This is a genomic window from Gilliamella sp. BG2, from assembly GCF_046635645.1.
Classification (GTDB): domain Bacteria; phylum Pseudomonadota; class Gammaproteobacteria; order Enterobacterales; family Orbaceae; genus Gilliamella; species Gilliamella bombi.
The window spans coordinates 60,067-86,826 of the sequence record NZ_JBIDFF010000004.1 but is presented as its reverse complement, the minus strand read 5'-3'; the positions used below and the strand labels follow the sequence as shown (position 1 = coordinate 86,826).

Below are 26,760 nucleotides of genomic sequence, written 5' to 3'. Positions count from 1 at the left end.
GTAAAGATCTTTATGTCATTAGATAAAAAACGCCAGACCTATCTACTTGGCTGGTTAAAACAGCAAGCAAAAATGCATAAAACTAATTTGCGTGCTTCAATTTTAACCGGCTTGGTTTTAACTATATTAGTTATTATTCAATCTGCATTACTCGCTGTAATTTTGCAAAAAATTATTATTGAACAACACTATTTTGTGGATATTCTGCCTTTTTTTGGCGCACTAATTGCAGTGTTACTTGGTCGAGCAGGCTTAATTTATCTACGCGAAAAGATCAACTTTGCCATAGGCAAAAAAGTTCGTCAGCAAATTCGACAGCAATTAATTGATCAACTTGAGTTGCATGGGCCTGCTTATTTAAATCAAAGCACGATCGGCGCATGGAGTACGTTGCTTATTGAACAAGTTGATAAATTGCATGACTTTTTTGCCCGTTATCTTCCTCAAATGCGATTGGCAGGCATGGCACCGATTTTAATCTGTATTGCTATCTTCCCATTTAACTGGGCTGCTGCTACAATTTTGCTTTGCACCGCCCCCCTGATTCCTATTTTTATGATTTTAGTGGGAATGGGAGCCGCTGATATTAATCGTCGTCATTTTAAAGCGCTCGCATATTTAAGCGGTCATTTTTTAGATCGCTTAAAAGGACTCAATACCATTCGATTATTCAACCAAGGCGAAAAACAAACTAACGAAATAGCCATTGCCTCTGAAGATTTTCGTATTAAAACTATGCAAGTGCTCAAAATAGCCTTTTTATCTTCAGCCGTATTGGAGTTTTTTACTTCTATTTCAATCGCCATTGTGGCGGTTTATTTTGGATTTTCGTATTTAGGCGAATTCGATTTTGGTGCATATAATGGAACTGTTACTTTATTTGCTGGTTTTTTTGCGCTAGTGTTAGCCCCTGAATACTTTCAACCTTTACGTGATTTGGGCACTTACTATCATGCCAAAGCTGAAGCAATCGCAGCAGCAGATAATATCGAAAGTTTTTTAAGTAAAAAAATCGCACCAAAACAAGTCAATGATAATATAACAAACATAAAATTGACTGAACCATTAAAAACAATTGAAGCAGATAATTTAATTGTATTATCTAACGAACAACAACCTATCGTTGGTCCATTATCGTTTAGTTTGCAAGCACCATTTAAATTAGCTCTAATAGGAACTAGCGGCGAGGGAAAAACTTCGTTAATGCAAGTACTACTCGGTTTTTTACCTTATCAAGGCTCACTAAAGATTAATGGTATTGAATTTAATCAATTAGATATTAATGATTGGCAACTGCAAGTAAGCTGGATTGGTCAAAATCCTTACTTGATTAATGGTACTATCCGTGAAAATATTTTATTGGGTAAACAAAATGCAACCAACCATGAACTGGATAACGTGATAGCCAAAACCCTATTGACCGAAGTTATTGCTAAATTACCACAAGGCATTAAAACCCAAGTTGGCGAAGATGCGGTACGTTTATCAGTTGGACAAGCACAGCGGATCGCCTTAGCCAGAGCAATGCTAAAACCCTGTCAATTATTGATTCTCGATGAACCAACTGCTAGTTTAGATAAACAAACCATCCAAAATTTGGAACAGCAGCACATTGCCCCGAATAGCATTACAATTACTCATCAAACAGATAACATGGAAGATTTTAAACAAATCTGGCAATTGGCTAATGGTAAGCTACACTGTGATATCAAGGGGTATTTATGCTAGCTATATTACGCCCTTATATCGCACTATATAAACACTATTTTGGGCAAATTTTATTGGGATTATTTTTGTCAATTCTTACCCTATTTGCCAGCGTATTTTTGCTGTCATTATCAGGGTGGTTTTTGGCTTCTACCGCTTTTGTTGGCGTTGCAGGTTTGTATACTTTCAATTATATGTTGCCTGCTGCTGGTGTTCGTGCTGCGGCAATTATTCGAACCGCCGCTCGCTATATGGAGCGTTTAGTTGATCATAATACTACATTTAAAATCTTAGCTTATTTAAGAACGTTAGCTTTTCGTAAGATTTTGCCCTTAAGTGCCAATCAATTAGCCCACTACCAACGGGCTGACTTGCTTAATCGCTTTATTGTCGATATTGACGCACTTGATCACTTATACCTAAAACTTTTTTCACCTATTGTAACCGCACTTGTTACCATTGTTGTTTTGTTTGTTGGGTTAGCAAATATAAACTTACCTATTGCGTTAATTATTACTATTATCCTTACAGCCACCTTACTTGTGGTTCCGGTCATTTTTTATCAAGCAGGAAAACAACTCGGCAAAACACTAGCTAAACAACAAAGTGAATATCGTTTATTATTAATTAATTATCTACAAGGACAAGCTGAACTTATCCTATTTAATGCACAACCACGCTATCGTGCTAAACTTGATGAGCTTGAATCAAACTGGCTTTATAACCAGCAACGTCAATCAACATTAATGGCACTATCAAGCGCATTGATTGTGCTGATTGCTGGTTTTTTAACGTTGCTTGTTCTGTGGCTAATTACCCAATACACCCTATCCCCTTTAGTGGCACTATTTGTATTTGTTAGTCTTGCAAGTGCTGAAATACTCATGCCAATTCCTGGCGCATTTATTTTTTTAGGGCAAGTACTTACTTCTGCCACACGCACAACGGCTATTTTTAATCAAACGCCCGACATTCAATTTGTTTCTAAAGGTAAAGCAATAGATTTAACTACAGCAAAATTAAAATTTGAACAAATTAATTTCAGCTACCCAAATCAACCTTTTGCGATATTAACTGATTTTTCCTTAACGGTTGAACAAGGTGAACATATTGGAATAATTGGTAAAACAGGTTGTGGTAAATCAACTTTATTAAGCCTAGTAAATCGGACTTGGGAGGTAAGCTCCGGCAATATTTATTTTAATGATACCCCAATAAATCAACTGGATGAAAAAACTTTGCGACAAGCCATTGCAATGGTTCCGCAAGTTATTACTATTTTTAGTGAGACTTTACGGCAAAATTTACTCATTGGTAATCCTAATGCAACTGATCAACAGCTTATTGAGGTTCTACATCAAGTTGAATTGGACAAATTACTAACTACAGAACAAGGTTTAAATATGCTAATTGGACAAGGTGGACGTACTTTATCTGGCGGTGAAATTCGTCGTATAGGCATTGCAAGAGCATTACTGCATAATTCCCCTTTAATTTTAATGGACGAACCAACAGAAAGCCTTGATCAACGAACAGAACAACAAATTATCCAATTGATAAAGCAGACATGTAAAGGCAAAACACTAATCATGGTTACGCATCGTTTGACTGATAATCCGCTGTTTGATCGAATTATTTCACTTTGATTAATGGTTTAATTTATATGTCATTCATTGCTGATAAAGGGCAATATTAGCTTTCCGTAATTGTAAAAATTCGAAAGTTTTGCTTATAAAAACGTTCAGATAGACTATTGATTTTATTTGTTTTTAAATTAGATAGTTATAAGAAAGTGGTTTGAATGTGGTCTCTTTTTGGGGTTAAGTTATGATATTTAAAGTAGTTACACGAAACCTTCCCAAAATTCGAGTAATCTATTAAAAAGACAATCAAAATTTTTCCTTTTTAAATCTAGCTATTTAAATTGACTTAAAAAATAGTATTTCAATATAGTAAATAGCTCAATTTTTCTTGTTTAAATCTACTTTAGTACTCATTACAAGTAGGAAAACACAGAGCTGAACTATTTATAAGATGAACTACTATTCTACCGCCATCAAGCTAATAACAAGGGATATCTTCAAATAGTTTTAAATCATAATTAATTGTTTTATTTTATTGGCTGGGGTACCAGGATTCGAACCTGGGCGTGGCGGGATCAAAACCCGCTGCCTTACCGCTTGGCTATACCCCACTATAGAAAGTGAAAATCACTTTTGATACGAGCAGTGAGATTTGAACTCGCACATATTTCCAAGCTAGACCTTGAATCTAGCACATCTACCAATTCCATTATGCTCACATGAAAATAGTGAATAATTAACACATCAAACATTGATATAAATCAAGAATGAAATACCAAAGTTATGCATATTGGAATGGCTGGGGTACCAGGATTCGAACCTGGGCGTGGCGGGATCAAAACCCGCTGCCTTACCGCTTGGCTATACCCCAATAAAGGATAGATATTAAGATTAAATGGTGCGGGTGGAGAGACTTGAACTCACACGCCTTGCGGCGCCAGAACCTAAATCTGGTGCGTCTACCAATTTCGCCACACCCGCACTGAACACTTTCGGTAAAAGTACTACCTAATCCTAATGGTGGCTACGACGGGATTCGAACCTGTGACCCCATCATTATGAGTGATGTGCTCTAACCAGCTGAGCTACGTAGCCATTCATTCGCAACGTCGTAACCAACACTGCGAGGCGCATTATGCTAGGGTTACGCCAAATCGTCAACTATTTTTTTAAGATATTTTGAAAAAAAATGACGATTGATTAAGATACAATCAAATCCAGTTTAATAACGCTTCGATTCGCCTTTTTTGTAACTCAAAATGGATTTGTTTTCCTGTATAACCTTCAGAAATAATTTGCTGCACATTAACGTCATTAGCAATTTTATAAGCTTCTTTTATATAATTTGCTTGTGAAAACGATGTTGTTTTAGTAAAAGCTTGGCTTGCAATAATTAATTGTTCAAGGTGCGAAGGGTTGCGCCATACATCAATGCTATTTAGCAAAGAAATAATTTGTTCAGCTGTCAGGGTTTGCACTTGTTCAAGATTATTTCGATTCTGCTGAACCATGACGGCAACTTTAATATAGTTGTTAGGTACTTTAATTTTTGCACATAATGCTTCGACCGCTAATTTATTAGATAACTGTGCACACAGTACAGCAAAACGGATTGTTAAATCATCAGTTAATATAGCAGATTTTTTTAGTGCATCACTAATATTGTCTGTTAAGTCTAATGATGAAAATAATAATGGAAGCGCTCCACATTGTTCTAGTACTTGAAAATAGATCTGTGGATTTGATGTCAACAATGCTTTTTCAGTTTCTTTCCACACACGTTCTGGTGTTAAGTAACTAACCTCACCGGCTAATACCATTTGTTTCATTAGATCTAGAGTTTGAGGAGCTACAGTAAAACCGAATTGATGAAAACGAGCTGCAAAACGAGCTACGCGCAAAATACGTAGAGGATCTTCTCGGAAGGCTGGCGATACATGGCGTAAGATTTTATGTTTGATGTCATCAACGCCATGATATGGATCAATTATATTGCCATCTTCGTCCATTGCAATGGCGTTAATGGTTAAATCACGGCGAATCAGATCTTGTTCTAATGTAATCTCTTTACCAAAATCACAGATAAATCCAGTATAACCTCTACCGGATTTACGCTCAGTGCGAGCCAACGCATATTCTTCTTTCGTATGAGGGTGTAAAAAAACTGGAAAGTCTTTACCGACTTGTTGATAACCTAATGCTAAAAGCTCGTCTGGCGTAGCGCCAACAACAACCCAGTCATGATCAGCAACAGGTTGGTGCAACAATTTATCGCGCACACTCCCTCCTACAAGATAGATTTTACTCATCTATCTCATCCAACGATCTTTTTTGCGTCGACTTGGTATAATTCTTGGTAATATAAGCCCTAAAATAAGACCGCCTCCAGCAACAAGACCACCATAGGTAAACCAAGTTACAATAAGGTCACGGCGTTTATCATCAACTTGATTTAGCATTGATTCAATTCGTGAATTTTGCTCCTTAACTTGTTGTTCTAGTGCTTCATTTTTATTTTGAAGTGTTTCTATAGATTTTTCAGCCGTCTGCAACTTTTGGATATAGTCACTTAACAATTTTTGTTGATTTGCCTCAGCATTATCAACTTTATCTTGATATTCTGCTAGTTTTGCTTCTAGCGCTGGAAAGCGTTCTTTATAACTAGGTTGTTCATTTAGTTTGCTTGTTTCAATCCAAGCGGTGCTACCATTATTAAGTTGAATGCGAGTAAATTTGCCATCTGCGCTTTTTTCAAGCTCAACAACTTTTGCTCCAGCTTTAACTGCATTAGAAAACGCATATTGCGAACCAGGACCTCTACGCAAATAAATATCGACATTATCAGTCACATATTTGTCTATAGCGTAACCATTAAAAGAAATCGCAAAAAACGAAAGTAGTGCAATAATATTCTGTTTTTTCATATATTTCCAATAAGCATCTATAAATAGTTTCATGATAACATAAAATAATAGCAAGTCGCATATTCATTTTATAATAAATAGTTTTAAAAACTAAAATAAATATGATCTTCAATAATGAAATCGTTTACATTTTTAATGAGATCTTAATCACAAAATATGAAATTAAAAATATTATTTTATATAAATAGCTATTATTTTATATAAGTGAAATATTACAAATTTGGAGCCATTATGAATTATCGTCTTAGCAACAACAATATAGATATCCTTTTTCGCACTGAACCGTATGCCGAATTGTGTTATTTTGGTAAACGATTACAAAACTTTCAACCTGAAATGATTGACATGCTTTACCCTGCTGTACCAAATTCCCGTATAGATGTCAACGTTCCATTTACTCTATGTCCAGAGGAAGGTTTAGGTAATTTTAGTACACCAGGACTTGAAGGACACCGAAATAGTAAAGATTGGTCTCCCGTTTTTACAACTAAAGAAGTTAATAAAACTGACAATAGCATTACCATTATTAGTGAAGATAACATTGCTAAACTTCGTTTAACCAGTTTTTTTATTTTAGATAAAAGTGGTGTATTGCAGTGTCAAAATACTTTAACCAATTTAGGTGATGAACCATATCAAGTTAATCGTTTTTCTATTACGTTACCTATTCCTGAACGGGCACAAGAATTAATGGCTTTTAGTGGTCGTTGGATTAAAGAATTTTTCCCTCATCGAACTAAAATATCACATTGTGGTTATTTACAAGAAAATCGACGAGGACGAACATCACACGAATATTTCCCTGGGATGATGGTTGGTACCGAAGGTTTTAAAGAACAAACTGGCGAAGTTTGGGGGATCCACTTGGGATGGAGTGGTAATCATCGCATTCAAGTTGCAGTTAAAAGTAACGGTAAACGTTTTATTCAAGCTGAAGCTCTGTATTATGCAGGAGAAATATCACTAGCTAAAGGTGAATCTTTAAGTACGCCTTGGTTATATGCTACCTATAGCGATGAAGGCTTAAATAAAATGAGTCAACATTTCCACCAGTTTCTACGCAGTAATATTATTAAATTCGCCAAAAATAAAGCTCGTCCTGTTCATCTTAATACATGGGAAGGTATCTTTTTTGACCATAACCCTGATTACATTATGAAAATGGCGACTAAGGCGGCTCAAATTGGTGTTGAACGCTTTATCATTGATGACGGTTGGTTTGGTAAACGTGATGATGATTACCAAGGATTAGGTGATTGGTATTTAGATGAGCGAAAATATCCCAATGGTTTAGAACCAGTTATTAAACATGTTAAAGATCTTGGTATGGAGTTTGGTATTTGGGTTGAGCCAGAAATGATTAATAAAAACTCAGATCTTTATCGTGCCCATCCAGATTGGTTACTTGAACTACCTGGTTATCAACAACCAGAAGGTCGCCATCAGTATTTACTGGATTTACAAAACCCAGCTGTTTTTGAATATCTACTTGAAAGACTAACTTGGTTACTCAGTAGTTATGACGTTGATTATATAAAATGGGATATGAATCGTGAAATTGTTCAACCTGGTCATGAAGGTAATCCTGCTATTGTTGGTCAAACTAAAGCGCTTTACCGATTGCTTGATATTTTGCAAGAAAAATTCCCTACCGTTGAAATAGAATCTTGTTCATCAGGTGGAGGTCGAATTGATTATGAGATTTTAAAGCGTACACAACGTTTTTGGACTTCAGATTCTAACGATGCATTAGATAGACAAATAATTCAACGCGGAATGAGTTATTTCTTCCCTCCTGAAGTGATGGGTGCTCATATTGGCGGTGCATTATGTCATACTACATTCCGTGAGCTACATATGAATTTACGCGGTCTAACTGCTTTATTTGGTCATATGGGAGTTGAACTTGATCCAGTAAAAGTATCTGAGCAAGAACAGAAAGGTTTTGCATATTATATTAATTTACATAAACAACTCCGTCCTTTGTTACATAGCGGTAACTCTGTAAGATTAGATGTTGATGATAACCCAGCTATGCAAAGTTATGGTGTTGTTAGCCAAGACCAAAAAGAAGCTGTGTTTATTATCGCTCAACTAACATTACCAACTTACGCGTTAAGCGGTAATTTACGATTGACAGGCTTGTTGGCCGATAAACAATACCAAATTGAAGTGCTAGATATGCCTGATAATATCGATCCTAAAATAAATGGTCATGTTATGAAAGAATTACCTCAATGGATGAAGGACACAACAACGTTATCTGGTGATTGGTTAATGAATGTCGGTTTACCTTTACCAGTACTTGATCCAGCAACAGCTATATTAATAAAAGTAACTACTAAATAATGTTATTAATACTTTTAAATTAATTAGTTAGCCACTATCAGGGGATTTGCTAATCGATGTCCCCTTAATATTTAATTTTTAATGAACAATTCTAGTTTTTAATTCGCCAATGATTTCATTGGCAAAGTTTTTATTTTACCTTATTATGATAAGTTAATTCAGTCATATATCAAGAGTATTGCTAAATGAATTAACTTCAAGACAGTAAAAAAGATAACCCTTTCACTTTCAGTACTTTTTGTCTTATATTATTGTTAATCTACAGAACTCTATATTGATAAGCATTAAATATTATAATTATCGATATTTTATGGATAGTAATTAAAAGGTTTTTTATGGCGACAATAAAAGATGTTGCGCGTTTAGCAAAAGTTTCAGTTGCAACCGTATCTCGCGTAATTAATAACGCAAATAACGTTCGAGATAATACTAGAGATATCGTAAAAGAAGCTATGGAAAAATTAAACTACTATCCTGATGCTAATGCACGCGCTTTATCACAACAAAATTCGAATACTATTGGTATTGTTGTAGCTGATGTATCGGATCCATTTTTTGGTGCCATGGTTAGTACAGTTGAAAAAGTTGCCTCACGAACAGGTCATTTTTTGTTAATCGGTAATGGATATCATAATGAGCAACAAGAATATAATGCAATTACTCAATTAATTGAGCATCGCTGTTCGTCGTTAGTTGTACATGCCAAAATGCTCTCTGATAGCGATCTAGAAAAATTGATGCAACAAGTACCCGGTATGGTTTTAATTAATCGTATTGTAAAAGGATTTGAAAAACGCTGTATTGCTCTTGATGATCGTTACGGATCTTATCTTGCAGTCAAACATTTAATTCAACATGGGCATAATAGAATTGGTTATTTATGTTCAAATCATAATATTTCTGACTCATCTGATCGTTTACAAGGATATAAAGACGCATTGTTAGAACATGGTATTAATGTTAATGAGAATCTGATTGCGATTGGTTTACCAAATGAAATAGGTGGCGAACAAGCAATGATGTCATTACTTGAGCGTAACTGCCATATCACCGCAATTGCTTGTTATAACGATTCAATGGCCGCCGGTGCAATGTCTGTGCTTTATGATAATGATATTAAAATTCCAAACGATATTTCGATCATTGGTTTTGATGATCTTGTTTTATCACGTTATTTACATCCTAAATTAACTACCATTCGTTATCCTTTACAGACAATGGCTGAACAAGCTGCTGAATTAGCACTAAAGCTTGCAAAAGGAGAAAGTATTCCAACAAATTTGATTAACGTCTATATACCAACCTTAACTAAGCGTTATTCAGTAGCTTTTATTAATAGTTAAAAATAAAGTAGTTATACATCAACAAAGTATCCATTTTTCATCTGAACCATATATTTTACATCTATAATATAGTTCAGATGATAAGTCTTATTTTATATCACTTAGAACCAAACTTCTGTTTGTACACCAAAACTAATTTGATGATCTTTACCATTAAAATCAAATTTACTAATATCATTTTGTAGTGCTTCTATATAAGAAACATAAAAACGAATATCAGGTCGTGAAGATAAAATACTTTTTCCGACTTTAAATGAATGGTAAAGTGTTGTTTTATATCCTTCTTCGATATAAGTTTTACTTTTAACTTTGTCTTTCTGACGAAAGTAACCTAGTTCAACACCGCTTTGATTATAAGTATCCCAGATATAAGCTGGTCTTATTGCTGATTTAAAACTTGTAAAATCGGTATGTGGAAGATTAAGATCATAAGAATAAACATCATTTCCTGAAGTTAAAGCCAAAGCATGGGCAACAATGATATTATCGCTTAAATAAGCTTCACCTTCCGATACAAAACGATAAGCTTTACCACCAGTATGTGTACCTATATAGTCATTATCCGAATTACTGGCAAACTCTGGGTTATTAGTATTAATGTTAGCCAACTGTGATGCAACAGAATTGGTTGCTGTCTGTAATGTAAACTGATTAAATCCGCCAAAAAATTCATTTTGACGCAAAACAAGGCTACCAAGCCAAGCATTTTTAACAGATATACTATTTTGAATTTTAGATTTATTTGGTGCTGAATAACGAGCATTTAAACCAAGCGTTGCATTTTGCCATAATGGGATATCACGATAGCGAATTTCTAGTTCGTTTAAATCAACTTCTTCCTTTTTGTATTGATCAATTTTATTTACTTTACTATCATCAGTACTAATTATTTCTTTTTTATTTTTCACATTTACATCTGCTCTAACTAATGATAAATCAAGAGCACCGACACCGACTTTAAGATTTTCAATACCAATACCTCCACCTGCTGGCGTTTTTTGTGTTTTCCAATCAAGCATTTGTATTTCATTGTAAGGCAAAGAATGTTTACCCACCCATAATTTCGCATCAGGGAAACGTGGCACAAATCCTTTTGTTTCTAAATATATATCTGAAAATTGCATAATATTGTCATCTTGCGTATTAAATAAACCCGCAGCTTTATTTGTTGCCACGTTTCCATCAATCATAACAATTGCATCAACTCGCCTTCCATCTTGATCATAGACTTTTTGCTTAAAGATAAGATCATACCAACCACCATATTCATTACCAAATCGACCTAATGCACCTTCAGCATAATTTTTAGGTTTACCATTGCTTGAAGTTGACCAACCACCACGGAAGTAACCATTATAAGAAAATCCTATTTCTTCTTTAATATAATCTTTAAATTCAGCTAAAGTAAATGAAGTCTTTTCTGGATGATTGCTGTCTTGCATAGTATCGGTTTTTGGTGTACTAACTAGTAAAATTTGATTATTATTTGCTTGTACAGGATTAACTGGAGGCTGTTGCTTTGTAATTGCTACATTTTGACTATTTTTAAGCGCTTTTTTCTGATTATTTATAATAATTTGTTGTTTTTGAAGATTATTATTTAATTTAGCAAGTTGCTTATTAGAATCAATCACTTGCTTTTTCAAATCATTAGACTCTTGACTAAGAACTAATAACTTTTGCTCTAATAACGCAATTCTTGCTTCTAGCTCATCTTGAGTTGCTGCCATCGCATTGGGTAAATAACACAAACCTAGCATAGTCATTAAAACAACTCGTTTTGGTTTGATTTTATATACTATTTTTTTTGAAAATTTCATTTCTCCCCTCCCCTAAACTTATTATTAAAAAATATTTAAAAATCTTTTAAATTTGAGACAAAAAAAAACCTAAAAAATAGTCATAACTATTCTTTAGGTTTTGCCCGCTATAAATCGGTAACAATCCAATACCTTTTATTAGGTAGTTTAAATATAACCAATAAGAGCGACTATTCAAAAACTAAACACTAATATTGTGATAGATATCACATTAAAAATTATCATTTTATATACAGTATTAATCGGTTTATGTTATCAAATGAAACAGATTCCTAAAAAAGTAAAATGGCTTGGCTTAGGACCTCATGAAAATTATCCTGATCGAAAAACATCAGCTATTTTTGGTGATTGGTCGTTACCTTTTGCAGAACTTTATACACCTTATATTTATCCATGTGAAAATGGATTGCGTTGCGAGGTTAAAAGATTGCAACTTAATGAGATGATCATAACTGGACATCAGTTTAAATTTAACGTTAATCAATATGGGACAGAGCAATTAATAGAAAAAACTCATCGTCATTTATTGGAACCTAGGTCATGCGCTTATATAAGTATTGATGCTTATCATATGGGAATTGGTGGAGATGATTCTTGGACACCAAATGTACATCATAAATTTTTACTGACAGATAAACACTATAGCTATCAGCTTATGTTTAAATGTTAAATAAGCCATCTAAAAATAAGGCACCGTTTTGGGTGCCTTATTTTTATTCAATTGTATTTTTCGATATGGTTATTTCTTAATAATTGTTATATTCCATTTAACATTTCACCATCAAACAGCTTATCAAGTTCTTCGATAAATTCTTGCTGAGGTAGGTGATAAAAGATGCCTTGCTCGGGCATTCCTCGTAAAAAGAGATAATATACCCCTCCAAAATGCGTTTGGTATTGGTAATTAGACAAACGTCCTTTTAAAAAACGATGCAATGCTAAACAGTAAAGTTGATATTGTAGGTCATAGCGATGATCGCACATCACTTTTTCAAGTGCTTCTTGGCTATAAGCATCAACACATTCACCTAACCAATTAGATTTATAATCAACCACATAATATTTCCCTTCAAATTTGAAGACTAAATCGATAAAGCCTCTTAGCATACCTTGTACCGACTCAAAATCTAATTCGGGACATAATCTTGATAAATGATCATATTGTTTACACAAACTATCTAATTGCTGACTAGTGACTGTTTTGCGTATAGGGAGATAGAATTGCAATTCGTTAATATGTTGCCCCATTAACACTTGCGATAATATTAAATTTGGATCATGCAGTTTTGTAGTCAATATCTGTTGCATCCAATTTGTTACTACGCTATTCCACTCTGTTTCTAAATTGAGCTTTTTTACCATCTGATTACATAATTCAACAAGATTATCTGATGTGATATCTTCCATAATGCTGTGCATTAATGTACCAACATATGCTCCTTTAGGAAAATGGTGGATATCATATAATGTGTCGTTTGATTGTACTCTATCGGATTCGTATGGGGATTCGTCCCAGTCATTAATAAGATCAGGCTTATAAGCCAATACATTATGATTATGCCTTTGTAATTCAGTATAACTTGTAACCCGCCAACTGTTTGAAATATTACGCGAAAATACGTTAGCCGATAATGATTGGTCTGGCAAAATTGCCGGAATATACTGTTCGCTCTCTATTGGTAATTGGACATCAATTAAATTAGCTATATTGGCAATTGATCTTAATTCACTTTTTAATAAATGATTAATAGCCGATTGGCTTTTTTTCAATGAAGCAAGTCCAATACTACAATGATAAACCGAGCGAGTCATTGCAACATATAATAGCCGCAAATCTTCAGCAAGTCGCTCTTTTTCTATCTGCTCTTTAATCTCATCAGACAGTAACCATGCATAAGTTGGCTGATAGTCATTATCTTTATCATGATAAAATTGGCTATCGGATGCACGATATATTGAAATAAATGGTAACCAAACAATTGGAAACTCTAATCCCTTTGATTTATGAATAGTAATAATCTTGACAAGGTTTTCATCACTTTCAAGGCGTTGTTGATGATTTTCTAAATTTGGATCTGGGTTAACAATTTGTTTTGTCAACCACCGAATTAAGGCGTGTGGACCATCTAACTCATTTGATGTTTCTTGAAGTAATTCACCTAAATGCATTAAGTTAGTTAATGTTCGTTCACCACCTTGGCGAGCTAAGATGTTTTCAGCTAGATGCCGTTTTTTCATCATTCGGCGTAACATAACCAATACACCATAATATTGCCAAATTGCTTGATATTGTTTGAATTCTTCGACCAAACTTTCCCATTTATCTTGATCGTCAGTGATTTGTTCAAGGTCTGTCATGGTTTGACCTAATAGCGATGTCATTAATGCTAGCTTGAGCATTGTTTCGTTTTCTGGCATTAAAACAGCTTGCAATAGGCTCAATACATCTTTTGCTTCATTTGAAGAAAACACACTACTATTGTTTGACAAGTAGACACTCTTAACACCGCAATGAGTCAATTTTTGTTGGATAACTTTGGCCTCACGTCCATTACGCACTAAGATTGCAATGTCAGCTGTAGTCACTGGACGTTGTTCGTTTTCGCTATCAATTAACATTGACGAATTAGACAGTAAAGTCACTATTTGGGTAGCACAACAACTAGCCATGTGTTCTTGATAATCTGAATTGGTTGCAATATCATCAGGCAGTAAGTAAGCAGTTAATGCCGATACTTCTTGGTTGTTAACTTGCAAAGACTTTTGCTGATTCCGTTTTGCCGCTTCCATGGGTAAAAAAGGAATATCATTAAATATAAATGGATTATCGCAATTAGAAAATAATTGGTTAACAGCTTTGACCATCGAAGCAGATGAACGATGGTTTACATCCATGGTAAAAGAATTTTCCCCTGTCGATTGTTTAGCTTTTAAGTAAGTGAATATATCTGCACCTCGAAAGCTGTAAATTGCTTGTTTTGGATCACCAATAAATAATAGACCTCGATCTAACTTGTTCCTGTCATAAATACGATCAAAAATTTGATACTGAGCAGGATCAGTATCCTGAAACTCATCAATTAAAGCAACACAATATTTTGAGGCTATACTTTGCGCCAATCGATCACCTGCTTTTGCTTTTAATGCACGATTTAGTTGCCAAATAAGATCGTCAAAGCTCATCTCGCTATTTTTGAGTTTTTCGTTATAGATCCCTTTCTGAATTACACTGACAATATCCATTAAGATTTGGCTTCGTAGATCAAAAGGTTGTTTATATAGATCGTCAATTTGTTCAAAAAACGAATGACATGGAACACTTTTTCCTTCTTTCGTCTTTTCGATTAAAACTGATTGCTTAAATTTTTCAAGTTCGTTGGGTAATTCAAATGTTCGAGTTTTGCTGTTAGCCCATGCCGATACTTTAATTACCCAATTGGGTAGATTTCGACTACTATATGATTGTTTGCTGACACCTGATTGTATAATGATTTCAACTAATTTTTCAGACAAAGCTAACCAAGATTTTTTAATATTTTCAATTTTTTCATAACTTTGTTGGTAAAACAACTTTATTGTTGTACTTATATCTAGGTTTACCTTGCCAGCATTGTTGAAATCTAACCCTAAATAAGGGGTGATGTCTTTTAGCAATGCCGTTGGATCTTGCCATGTAGCAAGCACTAAATAAGCAAGTGGTTTATCAAGCTGTGTAAAATAGTGACGCCAAAAATCTTGGGTTACTCTTAATTTTAACTCATATTCATCAGAGATTAGCTTTTGCTCAAATAAAACACCCGATTCAAATGCATGGCTAGTTAGTATTCGTTGGCAAAAACTATGTATAGTATAAATAGCCGCATCATCCATTGACTGTTGAGCAATAGTAAGTTGCTGTACTGCAAATTTTCTATCATCAATTAATTCAATTAGTTGTTGATAAATAGGATCTTTATGATGTCCTTGTAATAGCCCTATTCGCAGTTCTTGAATATTTTGCCTTATCCTCGATCGAAGTTCTTGAGTTGCCGCTTTGGTAAAAGTCACAACCAGAATTTCGTTAACATTTAAAGGCCTTGGGTAACTATTTTGACCAATGCCCAATAATAATCTTAAGTAAATAAAGGCAAGAGAATAAGTTTTACCAGTTCCAGCCGATGCTTCAATTAAAGTTCGACCAGTTAGAGGTAAATCAAAAAGATTAAGTTTTTTTACTCCGCTTGATGAAACCATTCAAGATTTCCTGCAGAGTTTGGTAATAAACTAATACAAGCAATTGCGGCAGTAGAAAACATAGGAGGAGCAACTTGCGGACATAGTTCATTAACTAAATATCCCACCAATGGCAAATGAGATACAATAATCACATTTTCAACCCCATCATTTAACAATATTGCTAATACGTCAGCAATATGAGATGGGCTACCACCAGGCACTAAAAATTGATTAGTTTCAACTTTTGCAACACTAACGTGTGATGATAATTCTGTTAATGTTTGTTTAGCTCGCAAATAAGGGCTAACCAAACCAATTTCAAATTGAAAATTTTGCTGTTTAAGCCATTTGCCAGCTTGATTTGACTGATTAATGCCATAATTTGTTAAGATTCTACTGGAATCCGATGAAGCAGAAAACCCTGCTTCACCATGTCTCATAATACAAACTTTCATCAATATTCAATTAACGTAATTTTAATTGGAAAATCATGCATTCTGCACCACAACAAAAGGTAAATTTTGCTGATAATTTAAAGCCATCGCTTATTTTATCAATATTGCTATTAATTTCACACGGCTCTGTTGCGACATCATTTGCTGCTTGGGTTAAAGATGCTAATTTAGCTTGAGCTTCTGATTCTGTCGCAAAGATGTGTTCATACTCAGCGCTACAGTCTTCGTTATCAATTATTGTACCAACATCCACACAACAACATGCTGGAGTTTCGTTTGCTTTGCATTTGTTTAAAGAATCTGCCATGCTTACCTCTAATTAACTGTTAATATTTGTATTAGTATACTCTTAATCATAACTTAGGGCAAAGCGCTAACTCTGTTTTGTTTTCTATCTGAATATAATGCAGTATATGACTACTAAACTGTGTTATTAGTTGAGATAAAAGAATTAAAGATACCTCTGCCAAATGACAGAGGTCAATACATTAGAATTTAGGTGCTGTTGGGCGACCACGCTTTTTTGCAAACGGTTTATCAGATGTATCTGATTTACTGTTTTTACGAGCTCGTTTAGTATCAGACGCTGCTCCACTGATTAAGCTCATTTTCATTGGTTGATTAAGTACTCTTACTTTTTCAAAATGTTTTAATATGTCTTTTGGCATACCTTTTGGTAATTCAACTGTCGAATAAGTATCATAAAGCTTGATATTACCAATGTAACGACTGCTAATATCAGCTTCATTAGCAATTGCCCCCACAATATGACGAACTTCAATACCGTTCTCTTTACCAACTTCAATACGATACATATCCATATCACCAACATCGCGTCGTTCTCGACGTTTTGGGGATTCACGATTATCACCTCGTAAACGGCGTTCACCGCCACGATTATCCCGATCTCGCATTTCACGCGATGGTTTAAACACTGGGTCTGGTGGTAAAATTAAAGGGCGTTCCCCTTGTGCTAATTTTAATAAAGCGGTTGCAATCGTTTCAAGATCGGTTCCACTATCCGCTTGTATTTTTGCTAATAACTTTTGGTACTCATCTAAATCACTACTCTCAAGTTGTTTCTGGACTTGCGCAGTAAATTTAGCTAAACGACGCTGTTCAAGTAGCTCTTTTGATGGCAACCCAACTTCTGGAATTGGTTTTTTGATAGTTTGCTCGATATTCTTAAGTAAACGACGTTCACGGCTATCAACAAATAAAATAGCACGGCCAGCACGTCCAGCACGACCAGTTCGTCCAATACGGTGAACATAAGATTCAGAATCTAACGTGATATCATAATTTATAACTAAGCTAATACGCTCAACATCTAAACCACGAGCAGCAACATCAGTTGCAATTAATATATCTAAACGACCATTACGTAAACGATCTAATGTTTGTTCACGCAATTGTTGTGTCATATCACCATTTAATGCAGCACAACTATAACCGTGCTTTTCAAGCACTTCCGCCACATCTAAAGTAGCTGATTTTGTTCGAACAAAAATAATAGCCGCATCAAAATCTTCTGCTTCTAGAAAGCGAACGATAGCTTCGTTTTTACGCATACCTCTAACAAGCCAATAACTTTGGTCAATATCAGGGGCAGTTTGATTGGTACCTTTGATCTGAACTTCTTTAGGATTTTGCATAAATCGTTTAGTAATACGACGAATTGGTGCTGGCATTGTTGCCGAAAATAAAGCTGTTTGATGATCATCTGGAATCGTTGTCATAATGCTTTCAACATCATCAATAAAGCCCATTCTTAACATTTCATCTGCTTCATCAAGTACTAATCCCTTAAGATTAGAGAGATCTAAGGTTTTACGATTTAAGTGATCTAGCAAACGTCCTGGTGTACCAACTACAATTTGAGGACCTTGTTTTAAGGCTCGTAATTGAACGTCATAACGCTGTCCACCATATAAAGCGAGTACTTTTACCCCTTTCATATATTTTGAATATTCAGAGCAAGCATCAGCAACTTGTATAGCCAATTCCCGTGTAGGAGCTAATACTAAAAGTTGTGGTGCTTTTAAGTTTGCGTCAATATTCATTAAGAAAGGAATTGAAAATGCAGCGGTTTTGCCACTACCTGTCTGTGCCATACCCAATACATCATTACCCTCTAATAATAGAGGAATACATTCAGATTGGATTGGTGATGGTTTGCTAAAACCAAGATCATTTAATGCGTTAAGAATATCCTCGGATAAACCAAGATCAATAAAAGAAACTTCTTTTGTCATGTAAACTCGCTTATAAATTTTGAATATATAAACTTACTTATTTAGTAAAAATCCTGATAATTATTAACTAATATCATATAAGTTTTATCTTATTTTTTTAAACCAAATAAAGAAAGCAGATATAAATTTATGCCAGCTCACTAAATTGAAAATTTACAACTCACCCCAATAACTAACTGCCTATGTTAACTCAACAAATCGAATCTAAAAAATAAACTAAGGTTGATTGATATTGATATATCTAAGATAAAGCTAACCACATTATCTAATGTTGAGAACATATTATTTGGCAAATCAGAACTACGCTATAACAATATTTTCACTTTTAAAACTGGCATGACCCTTGTTACTCTTCTTTTTCTTCAAGTAACTTCATTTCATAAAGTGCCTGTTGATGTTCAACATAGTTATAAATATTATTGGCTAAAGCATATTTAAATAACATTTTGGCACGTTCGTTGTCACCTTTACTTTGATAATATTTACCTAAGTAAAAGTAGGCTTCACAAAGGCGTTCGGCTAATTGTCGATTATTCTCTACACCTTGTTGAAGGTTCTGCATTAATTTAGATTCACTAATTTTACCTAAATAAAATGCAATAATATTGCCACTATAACTCGTTTTATCATTAATCAGATCATAACGTTTTTGTAGCTCAATTTTGGCGGCTTTATTATCATTTTCCTTTTCAATCAAATAAAGCCATAGAATTCTAATAGGTTCATTCACATCATATTGATAAAACCTTAATGCATCACGCTCTGCAGCTTGATAATGGCCTGTCCGATACAAAGTAATAGCACGATTTAAATATGCATAAGTATAAGTGGGATCAAGCTCTAATGTAGTATTAAACGACATCAAAGCTGTATCAAAATCGCCATCTCTTAATGCATAAGTTCCTAAAAAGTTGTAAATGTCAGGAACTTCAGGATTTAAGCTCAACAAATAGGAAAAATCGCTTTGAGCAAAGGCTTTAAAACCCAATGAATCATAGGCAATACCTCGCTCAAATATGAGTTGCATTCGCGTTCCAGTATCAAGGCCTTTTTGAGATAGCTGTTGGCTGAGCTGAGCAATTTTTAACTCATCATCATATGAAACTTGCTCAGGAACAGCTAACAAAGGTTGAGAATTAGAACAACCTGACAAAAGAATAACAGCTAGCAAAATGCAGCATACAGTTCTCAGGTTGAATAATCCCATTTTTATCCCCTAATGAATAATAATTTTATTCTGCTGTTGAAACAACGTCTGCTGTCGGTTCGACAGCATCTTTCATACTCAAACGGATTCTGCCTTGGCGGTCAATTTCTAGCACTTTAACATTCACTTCTTGACCAACTTTTAGATAATCAGCCACTTTTTCTACTCGATGATCGGCAATTTGAGATACATGAACAAGTCCCTCTTTACCACCAATAACCGATACAAAAGCACCAAAATCAACGATTCTTGTTACTTTACCTGTATAAATTTTACCAATTTCGACATCAGCAACTAAGTTAGTAATACGTGCCATGGCATCTTTGGCTTTATTACCATCTGAAGCGGCAATCTTAACGGTACCATCATCAGTGATTTCAATAGTTGTTCCTGTTTCTTCAGTTAAAGCCCGAATTGTTGCGCCACCTTTACCGATAATATCGCGAATTTTGTCAGGATTTACATTCATTGTATAAATACGTGGTGCAAACTCTGAAATTTCTTGGCGAGGCTTATTAATTGCTTTTTCCATTACACTTAAAATGTGTAAACGAGCACCTTTAGCTTGATTAAGTGCTACTTGCATAATTTCTTTGGTTATACCTTCAATTTTGATATCCATTTGCAATGCACTTACACCTTCGCGTGTACCTGCTACTTTAAAGTCCATATCACCAAGGTGGTCTTCGTCACCAAGAATATCTGATAATACGACAAACTGATCACCTTCTTTTACTAATCCCATTGCAATACCAGCAACAGATGATTTGATTGGTACCCCTGCATCCATAAGAGCAAGTGAAGCACCACAAACAGAAGCCATTGAAGATGAACCATTTGACTCAGTAATTTCAGACACTACTCGAACAGTATATGGAAATTCTTCACGGCTTGGCATTACAGCCGCAACACCTCGTTTAGCTAGGCGACCATGACCAATTTCTCGGCGTTTTGGTGAGCCAACCATACCTGTTTCGCCAACAGAGTATGGAGGAAAATTGTAATGAAGTAAGAACCGTTCAGTATATTCACCAGTTAACTCATCAATGATTTGTGCGTCACGCTCTGTACCTAATGTTGCAGTAACTAGTGCCTGAGTTTCACCACGTGTAAACAGTGCACTACCATGAGTTCTTGGTAAGACATTAGTACGGATATCAAGTGCACGAATCATATCTTTTTCACGACCATCAATACGCGGTTCACCAGCAATAACACGCTTACGAACAATTTGACTTTCCAACTCAACAATAATATTAATCACTTCGTTTTCATCGAGTTCGTCATTTTGTTCTTTTAGTACAGCTAAAACTTCTTCTTTAATTGAATCAATTTGAGCATAACGTGCTTGTTTTTCAGTAATACGATAAGCTTCGCCCAAACGATCTTTAGCTAGTTCAACAATGGCGTTATATAGCACCTCATTTTTAGCTGGTGCTACCCAATCCCATTTTTCATAATTGGCTTTTTCTACAAATTCGTTAATATTATCAATAACAACTTGTTGTTGTTCATGACCAAATACTACCGCTGCTAACATTTGATCTTCAGTGAGTAAATCAGCTTCAGATTCAACCATTAATACTGCACTTTTTGTACCCGCAACAACTAAATCTAGACGACTAGCTGCAAGCTCTTTTACTGATGGATTTAATACAAATTCATCATTAATAAAGCCAACACGTGCAGCACCAATAGGGCCGTGGAATGGAACACCAGATAAGCAAAGTGCAGCAGAAGCACCAATCATTGCAACTAGGTCAGGGCTCACCTCGGGATTAACCGAAACAACTGTTGCAATAATTTGGATTTCATTAACAAATCCTTCAGGAAATAATGGACGAAGCGGGCGGTCGATTAAACGTGCAATTAGAGTTTCACCTTCACTTGGACGACCTTCACGTTTAAAAAATCCACCAGGAATACGCCCTGCAGCATAGGTACGTTCTTGGTAATTAACTGTTAATGGGAAGAAGTCTTGACCTTCTTTTACTTTTTTATTTGCAACAACCGTGACAAATACAGCAGTATCATCCATATTAACCATAACAGCTGCGGTTGCTTGACGAGCCATAATACCAGTTTCTAAAGTCACGGTATGACGACCATATTGAAATTTTTGACATGTCGGATTAAACAAAATAGTGTCCTCTTGTTATTTGTTATGTTGAAGTTTGATATTTCGACAGGACGCAACATTACGCTACGCTTATTGATACTCTCTTCAACAATGTGGGGATATATACAACAAAAAGATTATTTCACTGTCACGACTAATGACAAATCTATAAATTATAGAGCTCTCATTAGTCGCGCGAAACATGAGATATAACCTTTACTTTGTTGGCTTACATAAAATAATAATTTTTAACGCCCGATATTATATCAGAGCACCGATTTTTCACAACGAAAAAGAGGCCTAAGCCTCTTTTCAAGTAGATTGTCAATTAGCGACGTAAACCTAATTTTTTAATCAATTGGTTATAACGTTCAATATCTTTACGACGTAAATAATCTAATAATTTACGACGGCTAGACACCATACGTAATAGACCGCGACGACTGTGGTGATCTTTTTTATGCTCAGAAAAATGACCTTGTAAATCATTAATACGTGCAGTTAAAAGAGCAACTTGAACCTCTGTTGAACCAGTGTCGTTAGTGCCACGACCATATTCGGCAACGATTTTCGCTTTAGCTTCTACAGTTAGAGACATAATAAACCTCTTAAAATAAATATAAAAAATGGAATGACCGATCTCTAATTCAGACATTCCTCGGTATCCATATAGTGAATATATGAGTTACGTAATTATACTGAAATCTATAAAAATAGCAATTTGATTTATTTAGTTAACAGCAGTATTTACTTAAGCTCGAAACCATACTCTTCTTGAATTAGTTTTTTTAGCGCCTCAATATAATTTTGAGCTGATAAGCTTAGTTGAGCCTTTTGTGATGTGATCCAGCCAATTAGGATTTTTTCTTCTACATCTAGCGGTATTGATAAAATATCAGATCCGTTTAAGTCAGTACTTAAAACCCCTGTGCTAATGGTATAACCATTGAGTCCATGCAATAAGTTAAATAAGGTTGCTCTATCACTGACGTGTATACTCTTTTTATGATAAACCGTACTCAAAATTTCTTCAGAAAAATAAAATGAGTTATATTCGCCCTGCTCAAAAGAGAGATAAGGGTAATCCTCTAAATCATCTAAAGTTAATAACTTCATGGATGATAATGGATGATGAGTACTAATAAATACATGAGGATTAGCTTCAAAAAGTGTATTAAAGGTTAATCTATGTTCTTTCAGTAACCGTAAAATCACTTTTTGATTAAAATCATTCAAATACAGAATACCAACTTCACTACGTAAATTAGCTACATCGGTGATAATATCATATGTTTTTGTTTCCCTAAGCGTAAACTCATACTCATCTGTTTGATTTTTTTTAATTAAGTTAACAAAGGCATTAACCGCAAAAGCATAATGCTGAGTAGATATGCTGCATAACTGCTTAGAGGGTTCTTTTTTGGAGTAGTGCTGTTCCAATAGTTCAGCTTGATCTAAAACTTGTTTGGCATAACCTAAAAACTCAACACCATCAGGTGAAAGTGAAACTCCTTTAGAACTGCGAACAAAAATCTCAATACCAAATTCAGCTTCTAGATCTTTCACCGCTGTTGATAAGCTTGGCTGAGTAATATATAAATTCTTAGCGGCTTCATTTATTGAGCCAGAACGTGCTATTTCTATAATATAGCGTAATTGTTGAAGTTTCATAATATTGGGACGTGTTAACACAAACTATCTTATATAACACAAATATATACTAAATAATATTTAAGTGAAATAAATACTTGTTGCTATTTTATACTCAAACATATAGTTACCTGAAAGTTTTTGACAAAAATTTTAATATAAATGAATTATGAAAGGTAAAAATGAGAAGCAGTAAAATTGATAATAAAATTACTTTAGATATTTTAGGTAGAGAAAATGTAAATTACTTAACTTATAAGTAATTAAAAAAAGTTTTCGTAAATTAATTTTATACTCATAAGAATCGAAACTGTAATTAACATTGGTCGAATTAATTTACGACCTTTGGCGATGACCATTTTAGCACCAAGCCTTGCTCCTATAAATTGACCAACTAACATAACCAATCCAATTGACCAGATTACTTCTCCCCCTATAATAAAAAACAGCAAGCCGGCCAAATTTGAGGTGAAGTTTAGTACTTTGGTATGTGCAGTCGCTTTGGTTAAATTAAAACCAGCTAACGTGATATAAGCTAACGCATAAAATGAACCAGCACCAGGGCCAAAAAATCCATCATAAAAACCTATACCAAAGGCAGGAATTAATGCGAATTGAATAAGTGAAAGGCGACTGTTACGGTCGTTTTCTCCAATAGTTGGAGAAAGTAAAAAATAGAGCCCAACGCTAATAGTTAAAATTGGTAATAATAATTTTAAAAAATCAGCTTGGATACGCATCACAGATAATGTTCCAATTGCTGAACCAACAAAAGCAAAAACGATTGCCCATTTTTGTTGTTTCAAATCCACCATATGCTGTCGGATAAAATATAGGCTAGCAGAAAACGAACCACCGCAACTTTGCAATTTATTGGTTGCCAATGCACTAGCTGGTGGCAGTCCAACAGCAAGTAATGCAGGGACAGTTAATAAACCACCTCCGCCAGCAATAGAATCAATAAAACCGGCCAAAGAAGCAACCAAAAAAAGTAAAATAAGCAGATCATAACTCATAATTTATTTACATCACCACATTGAGCCCGATAACGAAGGTAGTGATCCATTAGCACAATAGCAACCATTGCTTCAGCAATTGGTACAGCTCGAATGCCAACACATGGATCATGTCGACCATGTGTAGATACTTCAACGCTTTCACCCAAAATATTAACTGATTTACCTGGAATTTCTATACTAGGCGTGGGTTTAAGTGCTATGCTGGCTGATATGGTTTGTCCTGAACTAATACCACCTAAAATCCCACCGGCATGATTAGATAAAAAGCCTTTAGGTGTTATTTCATCACGATTTTCGCTACCACGTTTATTCACAACAGCAAAACCATCGCCAATTTCTACACCTTTCACGGCATTAATACTCATTAGTGCATGCGCAAGATCAGCATCTAGTTTATCAAATACAGGTTCGCCAAGTCCTACTGGAATATTTTCAGCAACAATGCAAACTTTCGCACCTATTGAGTCACCCTCTTTTTTTAATGACCGAAGCAGCTGTTCAAGTGCATCTAATTTACTCTCATCTGCGCAAAAAAATGGATTGTGTTCAACTTGTTGCCAGTCTTTCAATTCACATTTTACATCACCCATCTGAGCCAAATAACCACGAATAGTAATGCCAAGCTTTTCTTGTAGATATTTTTTTGCAATAGCGCCGGCAGCAACTCTCATAGCCGTTTCACGAGCAGAGGAGCGACCGCCACCACGATAATCTCGTATGCCATATTTATTTTGATAAGTGTAATCTGCATGGCTTGGTCTGAAGATATCTTTAATTTTACTATAATCTTGAGAACGTTGATCGGTATTTTCAATAAGTAAACCAATACTCGTTCCAGTTGTAACACCTTCAAATACGCCTGACAAAATTTTGACTTGATCTGCTTCTCGGCGTTGAGTTGTATAACGAGATGAGCCAGGTCTACGACGATCAAGATCATTTTGCATGTCTGATTCTGTTAACGCAAGTCCAGGAGGAACACCATCGACAACACACCCTAATGCTACACCGTGCGATTCACCAAATGTGGTTACTTTGAATAATTTTCCGATTGAGTTTCCAGCCATAATTAATTTATTCCAATGATTAATAACAGTTTATTTAAAACAGTAATGATATTGAATCAGTTCTTCACGTGTGATAGAAAATACACCCAACCCACCACGTTCAAATTCTATCCAATTAAAAGGGACATCGGGATATTGTTGTTGTAAGCTAGCCCAACTATTGCCGACTTCACAAACTAATACACCTGCTGGTGTTAAATAATTTATCGCATCTCGTAAAATTTTTTTTACCAGATCTAAACCATCAAAGCCCGCTTCTAATGCTAATTTAGGTTCATATAAAAACTCATCTGGCAAATCACTCATATCTTCACTATCAACATAAGGCGGATTAGTGACAATCAGATCGTATTGTTTTTCAGGCACATCATCAAATAGATCTGACAAAATAGGAGTAACTTGAAAATCCATTTCGTGCATCTCAATATTTGTTTGGGCGATATCTAATGCTTCTAATGAAATATCAGTTATATCAACTTGAGCATCAGCAAACTCATAAGCGCAAGCAATCCCTATACAGCCACTACCAGTACATAGATCTAAAATATTTTTAGGTTCAGTTAATATTATTTGCTCAAAATGGTTATCAATTAGTTCACCAATAGGAGAACGAGGAATTAATACACGCTCATCCACATAAAAAGCATGTCCACAAAACCAAGCTTGGTTAGTTAAATAAGGGGTTGGTACACGATCTTTTATTCGCTTTTGAATAATGTCAATAATTTGATTTTTTTCATCATTAGTTAGATTAGCGGAATAAAATTCTTCAGGAATAAACAACGATAATCCTAACGTTGCTAAAATTAATTGTTTAGACTCATCAATAGGATTATCTGTACCATGACCTAAAAAGACATCTGATAGACTAAGTTGTGATGCTGTCCAACGTATAAAGTCTTGAACTGTGCGTAAGTTTTCCATAATAACTCCAAATGATTTAGGAGAGGAAGGTATTGTTTGTCATTTTAAATAACAACTATAAACTACGAACTATTAAAATAATCTAGATAGCTAGTTTTATAGCGTTATGAACTAATGATTCCA

At 34.9% G+C, this 26,760-nt stretch carries 19 protein-coding genes and 5 tRNA genes; 5 read left to right on the top strand and 19 right to left on the bottom strand.

Annotated features, from left to right (window positions below; translation table 11 throughout):
- The first annotated feature begins 12 nt into the window (after positions 1 to 12).
- Both cydD and cydC read left to right on the top strand, forming a co-directional pair.
- On the top strand, positions 13 to 1,728 hold the full coding sequence (gene cydD, locus ACGH6Q_RS02945; protein WP_411591774.1) for a heme ABC transporter permease/ATP-binding protein CydD: 1,716 nt from the start codon (positions 13 to 15) through the stop codon (positions 1,726 to 1,728).
- The gene (gene cydC / locus ACGH6Q_RS02940) at positions 1,722 to 3,353 is read left to right on the top strand and encodes a heme ABC transporter ATP-binding protein/permease CydC (protein WP_411591771.1); all 1,632 of its coding nucleotides are present in this window, start codon (positions 1,722 to 1,724) and stop codon (positions 3,351 to 3,353) included. Before cydD ends, cydC begins: the two co-directional genes overlap by 7 nt.
- A 473-nt stretch (positions 3,354 to 3,826) precedes the next feature.
- On the opposite strand, the gene ACGH6Q_RS02935 is transcribed toward cydC, so the two are convergent.
- The 7 genes from ACGH6Q_RS02935 to ACGH6Q_RS02905 all read right to left on the bottom strand — a co-directional run bounded on the left by ACGH6Q_RS02935 (position 3,827) and on the right by ACGH6Q_RS02905 (position 6,214).
- Positions 3,827 to 3,901 (bottom strand) — tRNA-Gln (locus tag ACGH6Q_RS02935).
- Between the two features lie 26 nt (positions 3,902 to 3,927).
- Positions 3,928 to 4,009: transfer RNA gene (locus tag ACGH6Q_RS02930), tRNA-Leu, on the bottom strand.
- 77 nt (positions 4,010 to 4,086) lie between these two features.
- A tRNA-Gln gene (locus ACGH6Q_RS02925) sits at positions 4,087 to 4,161 on the bottom strand.
- Positions 4,162 to 4,186: 25 nt separating this feature from the next.
- Positions 4,187 to 4,271 (bottom strand) — tRNA-Leu (locus ACGH6Q_RS02920).
- A gap of 37 nt (positions 4,272 to 4,308) precedes the next feature.
- A tRNA-Met gene (locus tag ACGH6Q_RS02915) sits at positions 4,309 to 4,385 on the bottom strand.
- Between the two features lie 116 nt (positions 4,386 to 4,501).
- Complete coding sequence (locus ACGH6Q_RS02910; protein ID WP_411591769.1) at positions 4,502 to 5,599, bottom strand: multifunctional CCA addition/repair protein; 1,098 nt, start codon at positions 5,597 to 5,599, stop codon at positions 4,502 to 4,504.
- Entirely contained in the window at positions 5,600 to 6,214 is a 615-nt protein-coding gene (locus ACGH6Q_RS02905; protein ID WP_296300754.1) for a TIGR04211 family SH3 domain-containing protein, read from the bottom strand. It lies immediately after the preceding gene.
- Positions 6,215 to 6,445: 231 nt separating this feature from the next.
- Here ACGH6Q_RS02905 and ACGH6Q_RS02900 point away from each other — a divergent pair, with 231 nt between their 5' ends.
- Positions 6,446 to 8,563 carry an alpha-galactosidase gene (locus tag ACGH6Q_RS02900; protein WP_411591768.1) on the top strand — a complete coding sequence of 706 codons (2,118 nt, stop codon included), beginning with the start codon at positions 6,446 to 6,448 and terminating at the stop codon, positions 8,561 to 8,563.
- Between the two features lie 335 nt (positions 8,564 to 8,898).
- On the top strand, positions 8,899 to 9,906 hold the full coding sequence (locus tag ACGH6Q_RS02895) for a substrate-binding domain-containing protein (RefSeq protein ID WP_411591765.1): 1,008 nt from the start codon (positions 8,899 to 8,901) through the stop codon (positions 9,904 to 9,906).
- 101 nt (positions 9,907 to 10,007) lie between these two features.
- Here ACGH6Q_RS02895 and ACGH6Q_RS02890 read toward each other — a convergent pair whose 3' ends face one another.
- Positions 10,008 to 11,726: a carbohydrate porin gene (locus ACGH6Q_RS02890; RefSeq protein WP_411591764.1), complete on the bottom strand. Its 1,719-nt coding sequence runs from the start codon at positions 11,724 to 11,726 to the stop codon at positions 10,008 to 10,010.
- A 196-nt stretch (positions 11,727 to 11,922) separates the two neighbouring features.
- Here ACGH6Q_RS02890 and ACGH6Q_RS02885 point away from each other — a divergent pair, with 196 nt between their 5' ends.
- Positions 11,923 to 12,396, top strand: coding sequence for a hypothetical protein (locus ACGH6Q_RS02885; RefSeq protein ID WP_296317607.1), 474 nt, complete (start codon positions 11,923 to 11,925; stop codon positions 12,394 to 12,396).
- Positions 12,397 to 12,482: 86 nt separating this feature from the next.
- Here ACGH6Q_RS02885 and recB read toward each other — a convergent pair whose 3' ends face one another.
- The 11 genes from recB to prmB all read right to left on the bottom strand — a co-directional run bounded on the left by recB (position 12,483) and on the right by prmB (position 26,637).
- A complete protein-coding gene (gene recB, locus ACGH6Q_RS02880; RefSeq protein ID WP_411591762.1) occupies positions 12,483 to 15,959 on the bottom strand; it encodes an exodeoxyribonuclease V subunit beta in 3,477 nt (1,158 codons plus the stop codon).
- Positions 15,938 to 16,396, bottom strand: coding sequence for a phosphohistidine phosphatase SixA (sixA, locus tag ACGH6Q_RS02875; RefSeq protein WP_065589551.1), 459 nt, complete (start codon positions 16,394 to 16,396; stop codon positions 15,938 to 15,940). Before sixA ends, recB begins: the two co-directional genes overlap by 22 nt.
- 10 nt (positions 16,397 to 16,406) lie before the next feature.
- Complete coding sequence (locus ACGH6Q_RS02870; protein WP_034909671.1) at positions 16,407 to 16,703, bottom strand: YfcZ/YiiS family protein; 297 nt, start codon at positions 16,701 to 16,703, stop codon at positions 16,407 to 16,409.
- A gap of 181 nt (positions 16,704 to 16,884) precedes the next feature.
- On the bottom strand, positions 16,885 to 18,651 hold the full coding sequence (locus ACGH6Q_RS02865; protein ID WP_411591759.1) for a DEAD/DEAH family ATP-dependent RNA helicase: 1,767 nt from the start codon (positions 18,649 to 18,651) through the stop codon (positions 16,885 to 16,887).
- Between the two features lie 346 nt (positions 18,652 to 18,997).
- Positions 18,998 to 19,858 carry a lipoprotein NlpI gene (nlpI, locus tag ACGH6Q_RS02860; protein ID WP_411591757.1) on the bottom strand — a complete coding sequence of 287 codons (861 nt, stop codon included), beginning with the start codon at positions 19,856 to 19,858 and terminating at the stop codon, positions 18,998 to 19,000.
- Positions 19,859 to 19,883: 25 nt separating this feature from the next.
- Positions 19,884 to 21,998, bottom strand: coding sequence for a polyribonucleotide nucleotidyltransferase (gene pnp / locus ACGH6Q_RS02855; RefSeq protein WP_411591755.1), 2,115 nt, complete (start codon positions 21,996 to 21,998; stop codon positions 19,884 to 19,886).
- A 307-nt stretch (positions 21,999 to 22,305) separates the two neighbouring features.
- Complete coding sequence (rpsO, locus tag ACGH6Q_RS02850; protein WP_034909676.1) at positions 22,306 to 22,575, bottom strand: 30S ribosomal protein S15; 270 nt, start codon at positions 22,573 to 22,575, stop codon at positions 22,306 to 22,308.
- Between the two features lie 149 nt (positions 22,576 to 22,724).
- Entirely contained in the window at positions 22,725 to 23,648 is a 924-nt protein-coding gene (locus ACGH6Q_RS02845; RefSeq protein WP_411591753.1) for a LysR family transcriptional regulator, read from the bottom strand.
- 242 nt (positions 23,649 to 23,890) lie between these two features.
- Entirely contained in the window at positions 23,891 to 24,643 is a 753-nt protein-coding gene (locus ACGH6Q_RS02840; RefSeq protein ID WP_411591751.1) for a TSUP family transporter, read from the bottom strand.
- Entirely contained in the window at positions 24,640 to 25,713 is a 1,074-nt protein-coding gene (gene aroC, locus ACGH6Q_RS02835; protein WP_065589546.1) for a chorismate synthase, read from the bottom strand. The genes ACGH6Q_RS02840 and aroC overlap by 4 nt, the downstream gene beginning before the upstream one ends.
- Positions 25,714 to 25,743: 30 nt before the next feature.
- Positions 25,744 to 26,637, bottom strand: coding sequence for a 50S ribosomal protein L3 N(5)-glutamine methyltransferase (prmB, locus tag ACGH6Q_RS02830; RefSeq protein ID WP_411591749.1), 894 nt, complete (start codon positions 26,635 to 26,637; stop codon positions 25,744 to 25,746).
- Positions 26,638 to 26,760 lie beyond the last annotated feature (123 nt).